We start from the raw sequence: 5,974 nt of genomic DNA, 5'->3' as shown, positions 1-5,974 counted from the left end.
TGACGACGTTAGCCACGATTTGGGCAAGCTCGCCCGTGCTGTCGAGAGGCCCGAGACGGTCGGACTCTGCCCGGCGAGCAACAAGCGCCTTTGCAATCTGAAAAGCAAACCGTTCTTCCCCATAATCTCGAATCACCTCCGTCAGTTCCTGCAACGTGGCCCGAGCGAGCCAGTCAGCGGCAGACTCGCCGCGCGTCGGGTCCATCCGCATGTCGAGCGGACCATCCGCGCGGAAACTGAAACCGCGCTGCGGGTCGTCGACTTGCGGCGACGACACGCCAAGATCCAGCAGCACACCCGACACACGTCCTACCCCGCGCGACGCCAGAGCGTCGCGCAGCGAAGCAAAACTCTCGTGCACGATGGCGAAACGCGAATCCCCGATCGTCGCGGCCTCGGCGATCGCGAGCGGATCCTTGTCGAACGCGATCAGGCGCCCGCCCTCGGCGAGCCGGCCGAGGATCGCGCGGCTGTGCCCGCCGCGCCCGAACGTGCCGTCCACATACAGGCCGTCCGCACGCGTAACGAGTGCATCGACCGCTTCGTCGAGCAGCACCGTGCGATGCTGCAGTCCCTGTCCCATCGCAGATGCCATAGCTTTTTAAACCGCGATCAGAACGTGAAATTTTTCAAGGCGTCGGGCATGCCCTGGGCCATCGCGGCCTGCTCCTTGGCCGCGTAGGTCTGTGCATCCCACAACTCAAAATGACTACCCATGCCAAGCAGCATGACTTCCTTTTCCATTCCCGCCGCAAGGCGTAGTTCGGGTGAGACGAGCACACGGCCCGCGCTGTCGACGTCGACATCGGACGCATTGCCGAGAAAAATCCGGCGCCACCAGTGCGCATCCATCGGCAAGGCGGCGACTTTCGCGCGGAACACTTCCCATTCGGGGCGCGGAAATAGCAACAGGCAGCCGTCCGGGTGCTTGGTGATCGTCACCCGTCCCTCTGCCTGTTGTTGCAGCGCGTCCCGATAGCGCGACGGAATCGACATCCGTCCTTTCGCATCAAGAGTCAGCGCCGACGCCCCCTGGAACAATTTGCTCCCCCTCAAACGGCGGCACTGGCCAACCGTCTCAATTCGAAAAATTTACCCGAATAGGCCCCGGAAATCACACAAAAATACACTTTCTCACACTGTCTCCCACTTTAGAGGAGCGCCCAACAAGGGTCAAGGGGCGCTGCTCGCTTTTTCACGAAATTTGTCCGATAGAACAATGACTTAGCGGCATTTCCTAAGGTCAGGTTAGAAATAAAAAACCGTTACGAATGAATGAGCTAACGCAGGTTGTGAAGGTGATACGTGAAAAGCACGAAGAAAACCGCAGGCGGGACTTGATTCGGCGGGAATAAAAGCGCGGGACGAGCTGGGTTGGATCGCGTGCAAAACACGGAGCGGCACAGGGCGCCGCTCCGTATCAAAACCTCAAATGTAGTACGCCGTACGCGTCATTATTTTCGATACAGTGCGCATCAGCGCGCGCACTGGCAACGGCAGTTCGACACCGCCTGCATCGGCCGCCGCTTTCGCGTGGGCGATCTCGTCGGCGCGCATCTGCTCGACGATGGCACGCGATTCGAGATCGGCGGGCGGGAGGCTTTCCAGGTGACCGTCGAGATGATGTTCCACCTGGCGCTCGGTTTCGGCCATGAAACCGAGACTCACCTTGTCGCCAAAGCGGCCGGCGGCCAGACCGATCGCCACCGCGCCCGCATACCAGAGCGGATTGAGCAGGCTCGGGCGCGCGTCGAGCGCCTGCAGGCGGCGCGCGGTCCACGCGAGGTGATCCTCCTCCTCGCGCGCGGCCTGTTCGAACGCTGCCTTCAGCGTGGACGAACGCGTGGCCAACTTTTGCGCCTGATAAAGGGCCTGGGCACACACTTCACCGACGTGATTCACGCGCATCAGCCCGGCGGCGTGCGCACGCTCGGCCTGCGTGAGTTCCGTAGCGGCGGGCGTCATCGTTTCGGCGGAGTCGGTGGATTCTGCAGATTCCCCCCCCGATGACTGGGCAGGCGGTACGGGCATCGGCCGCGTCATGCGGGAAACGCCCGTAACGGAGCGCAGGCCCCGATCGAATTCGGTAATCAAATCGTCAAGCGTCATCCAACCTCCCTTTGATTGCTCGAACGGCGGCCAGGCCGCAAGCCGCGTTTTTGCAGCTGCTTTTGCGGCTGCTCCTGCAAATACAAGAATTCCCGGATCGCAGTCAATCAGGGGCGGCGCCGATAGCAGGCGCATATTTTAGACCATGTTGTGTAAACGAAACAGGTACTTAGAAGCGGACCGGTTTTATTTTGCCCCGGCCGGCGGGTTTGTTACATTACGTGCAACCTCTCGCGAAGTTGAACGCAAAGACCGACGTCAATAAAAAATCGGCTCTGCGTATAAAACGTAAAAAAACCAGAAACGCTCGGGATCCGACACAAGTTCGAAGAAGAAGAGTTGTAGCAAACTCGAAGGCGCCTTAGGGCGCCTTTTTTCTTTGCGGCGGCGCGGTTGCGCTTTGGCTGATTCCGGGTTCGCCACGCACAAATAAGAAAGGCCCGCCCTCGCGGGCGGGCCTAAGCCTTTACCGGTGATCGGCACCGCTCAAGCGCGGCCGTCGCGCAATTCCCGGCGCAAAATCTTGCCGACGTTGCTCTTCGGCAGCTCGTTGCGGAACTCGATAATTTTCGGACGCTTGTAACCCGTGAGCTGCGTCTTGCAGTAGTCGAACACGTCCTTGTCGGTGAGCGTCGGGTCCTTCTTCACGATGAAAAGCTTCACCGCCTCGCCGGAATGCTGGTCGGGCACACCCACGGCCGCCACTTCGAATACGCCCGGCAGCTTCGCGACCACGTCCTCCACCTCGTTCGGATACACGTTGAAGCCCGAGACGAGAATCATGTCCTTCTTGCGGTCGACGAGCTTCACATAGCCGCGCGCGTTCATCAGGCCCACATCGCCCGACTTGAAGAAGCCGTCCGGCGTCATGACCTTCGCCGTCTCCTCCGGCCGCTGCCAGTAGCCCGCCATCACCTGTGGTCCGCGAATGCAGATTTCGCCCGCTTCTCCGATCGGCAATTCGTTACCCGCATCGTCGCGGATCGAAATTTCCGTCGACGGAAGCGGCAGACCGATCGTACCGGTGTATTCGGTCGCCGTCGTCGGATTGCAGGTTACGCTCGGCGACGTTTCAGACAGGCCGTAGCCCTCGATGATCGGCGCATGTGTCTTCTCGTACCAGCGCTTCGCCACGGCTTCCTGCACCGCCATGCCGCCGCCGTTGGCAACGAGCAGCTTCGAAAAATCGAGCTTGCCGAAATCCGGGTGATTGAGAACGGCGTTGTAGAGCGTGTTCACCGCGGGGAACGTCGTGATCGAGTAGCCCTCGAGTTCCTTGATCATGCCCGCAATGTCGCGCGGGTTCGGGATCAGGACGGCGAGGCCGCCCGTGCGGATCGTCAGCAGGCCGCAGACCGTCAACGCAAACACGTGATAGAGCGGCAGCGCTGCGACCGTCACCGCCTGGACGCCGTCTGGCAGCTTGGCGAGCGCGGGCTCGCTCCACGCAGCCGATTGCAGCACGTTGGCGATCAGATTGCGATGCAGTAGCGTCGCGCCCTTCGAAACGCCGGTCGTGCCGCCCGTGTACTGCAGAAACGCGACGTCGTCGCCCGACTGCTCGACGGGCTGGAACTGTGTGCGCGCACCGGCTGCGATCGCGTCGTTGAACCGCACGTGGCCCGGCAGGGTCCACACAGGCACCATCTTCTTCACGCGCCGCACGACGAAATTGACGAGACAGCCCTTCACACCAAGCAGATCGCCCATCGAGGCGACCACGATGTGCTTGACGCTCGTCCTCGCGACGACGGCATCGAGCGTCGACGCAAAATTCTCAAGGATGACGATCGCTTCGGCACCGCTGTCCTTCAGCTGATGTTCGAGTTCGCGCGGCGTGTAGAGCGGATTCACGTTCACGACCACATAGCCCGCACGCAAGATTGCGGCAAGCGCGACCGGGTACTGAAGCACATTCGGCATCATGATGGCGATGCGCGCGCCGCGCGCGATGCCGCGCGACTGGAACCACGCCGCGAGCCGGCGCGAGAGGTCGTCAAGCTGGCCGTAAGTGATCTGCTTGCCCATGCATGCGAAAGCGGGCCTCGTTCGCCAGGCGGCAAAGCTTTCTTCGAGCAGCGCCGTGATCGACGCGTAGCGGCTCGGATCGATTTCCGAGGGAACGCCCGGGGGATACGATTTCAGCCAGACTTTTTCCATACGGCGTCGTCTCCTTTATTTTTCGAATGGTCGTGCTAAAAAGTGGATCGTAGCACGGAAGCATTGGGGCTTAACCCTGCGAATCAGCAAGTTAGATGCAGCACTCGAACGGCGGCGGCACACGACTAGCGACCAGGCAGCGCAGAGTGTCGCCTTGCCGCCGATATCCGGCTCATCGCCTCTTTGGTGTTGTGACCGTTCGAGGATCCCGAAGCGTTGAAGCAAAAAAAGGGGTTGGGCGTAGAATGGTTTATTCAAACCCGGTTCAATCCGGGTGCTCACTCGCTCGCGCACCGTCCGCCATGAAACTGATCCCGGAAATTCAGTCCGCCCAAGGCGAAATCCAGACCCTCCGACGAACGATTCACGCTCACCCCGAACTGCGCTACGAAGAAACCAGCACATCTGATCTGGTTGCATCGACGCTAGCAGGATGGGGGATCGACGTACATCGCGAACTGGGCAAAACCGGCGTCGTCGGTGTTCTAAAACGTGGCAACGGCACGCGCTCGGTGGGGCTGCGCGCAGATATGGACGCACTGCCGATCCACGAACTGAATACGTTCGAGCACCGCTCGCGCAATGAAGGCAAGATGCACGCGTGCGGACACGATGGCCATACGGCGATGCTGCTTGGCGCAGCGCGATATCTCGCGAAGCACGGGCAGTTCGACGGCACGGTGGTGTTTATCTTCCAGCCTGCCGAAGAGGGTGGCGCCGGTGCGAAAGCGATGATCGAGGATGGGTTGTTCGAGCGCTTTCCCGTCGACGCCGTGTTCGGCATTCATAACTGGCCGGGCATGCCTGCGGGTCACTTCGGCGTGACTGAAGGCCCGATCATGGCATCGAGCAACGAATTCCGCATCGACATTAAAGGCGTCGGTTCACATGCGGCGCTGCCGCACTATGGACACGATCCCGTATTCACTGCCGCACAGATCGTGAATGCGCTGCAGAGTATCATCACACGCAACAAGAAGCCGCTCGACACGGCGGTACTGTCGATCACGCAGATTCACGCCGGCGATGCGGTGAATGTCGTACCGAATGATGCATGGTTGGCCGGGACCGTCCGCACGTTCACGACGGATACGCTCGATCTGATCGAATCGCGGCTGCGCAAGATCGCTGCGAGCACGGCCGAAGCCTACGATTGCACGGCTGAGGTGACCTTCTACCGCAACTATCCGCCGACGGTAAACAGCAGCAAGGAAACGCAGTTTGCCGCGGAGGTCATGCGCGAGATAGTCGGCGAAGATCGCGTGAACGCCAGCGTAGAGCCGACGATGGGCGCCGAGGATTTCTCGTTCATGCTGCTCGAGAAGCCGGGTTGCTACGCTTTTTTGGGTAATGGCGATGGTGGACATCGCGATGCGGGCCACGGCGCGGGGCCGTGCATGTTGCACAACGCCAGCTACGATTTCAACGACCAGTTGCTGCCGGTCGGCTCGTCGTATTGGGTTCAGCTTGCGACGAAGTTTCTCGCGCAGAAGTAGAGCGTCACGAGCTTGAATGCAGAGAAGCCGTCCTTCGGGACGGCTTTTTCATGTGCGCTGCTGTTTTGATTTTTACCGTGCAGCCTCGTCTGCTCCAGAGCGCAGGCGTAAACGCCAAAACCCCGGCGCTCAGGGAGACACCGGGGTTTCGGATACAGCATAAGGAGCCTGACGATTACCTACTTTCACACGGGCAATCCGCACTATCA

The 5,974-nt window shown here is 60.5% G+C and carries 5 protein-coding genes; 1 reads left to right on the top strand and 4 read right to left on the bottom strand.

Annotation, left to right across the window (positions count from 1 at the left end; all coding sequences use genetic code 11):
* The 4 genes from rsmH to Q0L30_RS02320 form a co-directional block, all read right to left on the bottom strand.
* On the bottom strand, positions 1–583 hold a 583-nt coding region (gene rsmH, locus Q0L30_RS02335), incomplete at its 3' end, for a 16S rRNA (cytosine(1402)-N(4))-methyltransferase RsmH (RefSeq protein WP_296650655.1).
* A 29-nt stretch (positions 584–612) separates the two neighbouring features.
* The gene (gene mraZ, locus Q0L30_RS02330; protein WP_028214080.1) at positions 613–1,041 is read right to left on the bottom strand and encodes a division/cell wall cluster transcriptional repressor MraZ; all 429 of its coding nucleotides are present in this window, start codon (positions 1,039–1,041) and stop codon (positions 613–615) included.
* A 387-nt stretch (positions 1,042–1,428) separates the two neighbouring features.
* Positions 1,429–2,109, bottom strand: coding sequence for a 2-polyprenyl-3-methyl-6-methoxy-1,4-benzoquinone monooxygenase (gene coq7, locus Q0L30_RS02325; RefSeq protein WP_296650650.1), 681 nt, complete (start codon positions 2,107–2,109; stop codon positions 1,429–1,431).
* A gap of 486 nt (positions 2,110–2,595) precedes the next feature.
* Positions 2,596–4,269 (bottom strand): long-chain fatty acid--CoA ligase, encoded by a 1,674-nt coding sequence (locus Q0L30_RS02320; RefSeq protein WP_296650647.1) that lies wholly within the window; start codon positions 4,267–4,269, stop codon positions 2,596–2,598.
* Positions 4,270–4,571: 302 nt separating this feature from the next.
* Here Q0L30_RS02320 and Q0L30_RS02315 point away from each other — a divergent pair, with 302 nt between their 5' ends.
* The gene (locus Q0L30_RS02315) at positions 4,572–5,765 is read left to right on the top strand and encodes a M20 aminoacylase family protein (protein ID WP_296650644.1); all 1,194 of its coding nucleotides are present in this window, start codon (positions 4,572–4,574) and stop codon (positions 5,763–5,765) included.
* Positions 5,766–5,974: the final 209 nt, after the last annotated feature.

The sequence above is a fragment of the Paraburkholderia sp. genome, from assembly GCF_024281035.1.
Classification (GTDB): Bacteria; Pseudomonadota; Gammaproteobacteria; order Burkholderiales; family Burkholderiaceae; genus Paraburkholderia.
This window is presented reverse-complemented; position numbering and strand designations above follow the sequence as displayed.

Bases quoted from the DNA above. Each gene is read 5' to 3' on its own strand.
- coq7 (WP_296650650.1), bottom strand. From the start codon at position 2,109: ATGACGCTTGACGATTTGATTACCGAATTCGATCGGGGCCTGCGCTCC.
- Q0L30_RS02320 (WP_296650647.1), bottom strand. From the start codon at position 4,269: ATGGAAAAAGTCTGGCTGAAATCGTATCCCCCGGGCGTTCCCTCGGAA.
- Q0L30_RS02315 (WP_296650644.1), top strand. From the start codon at position 4,572: ATGAAACTGATCCCGGAAATTCAGTCCGCCCAAGGCGAAATCCAGACC.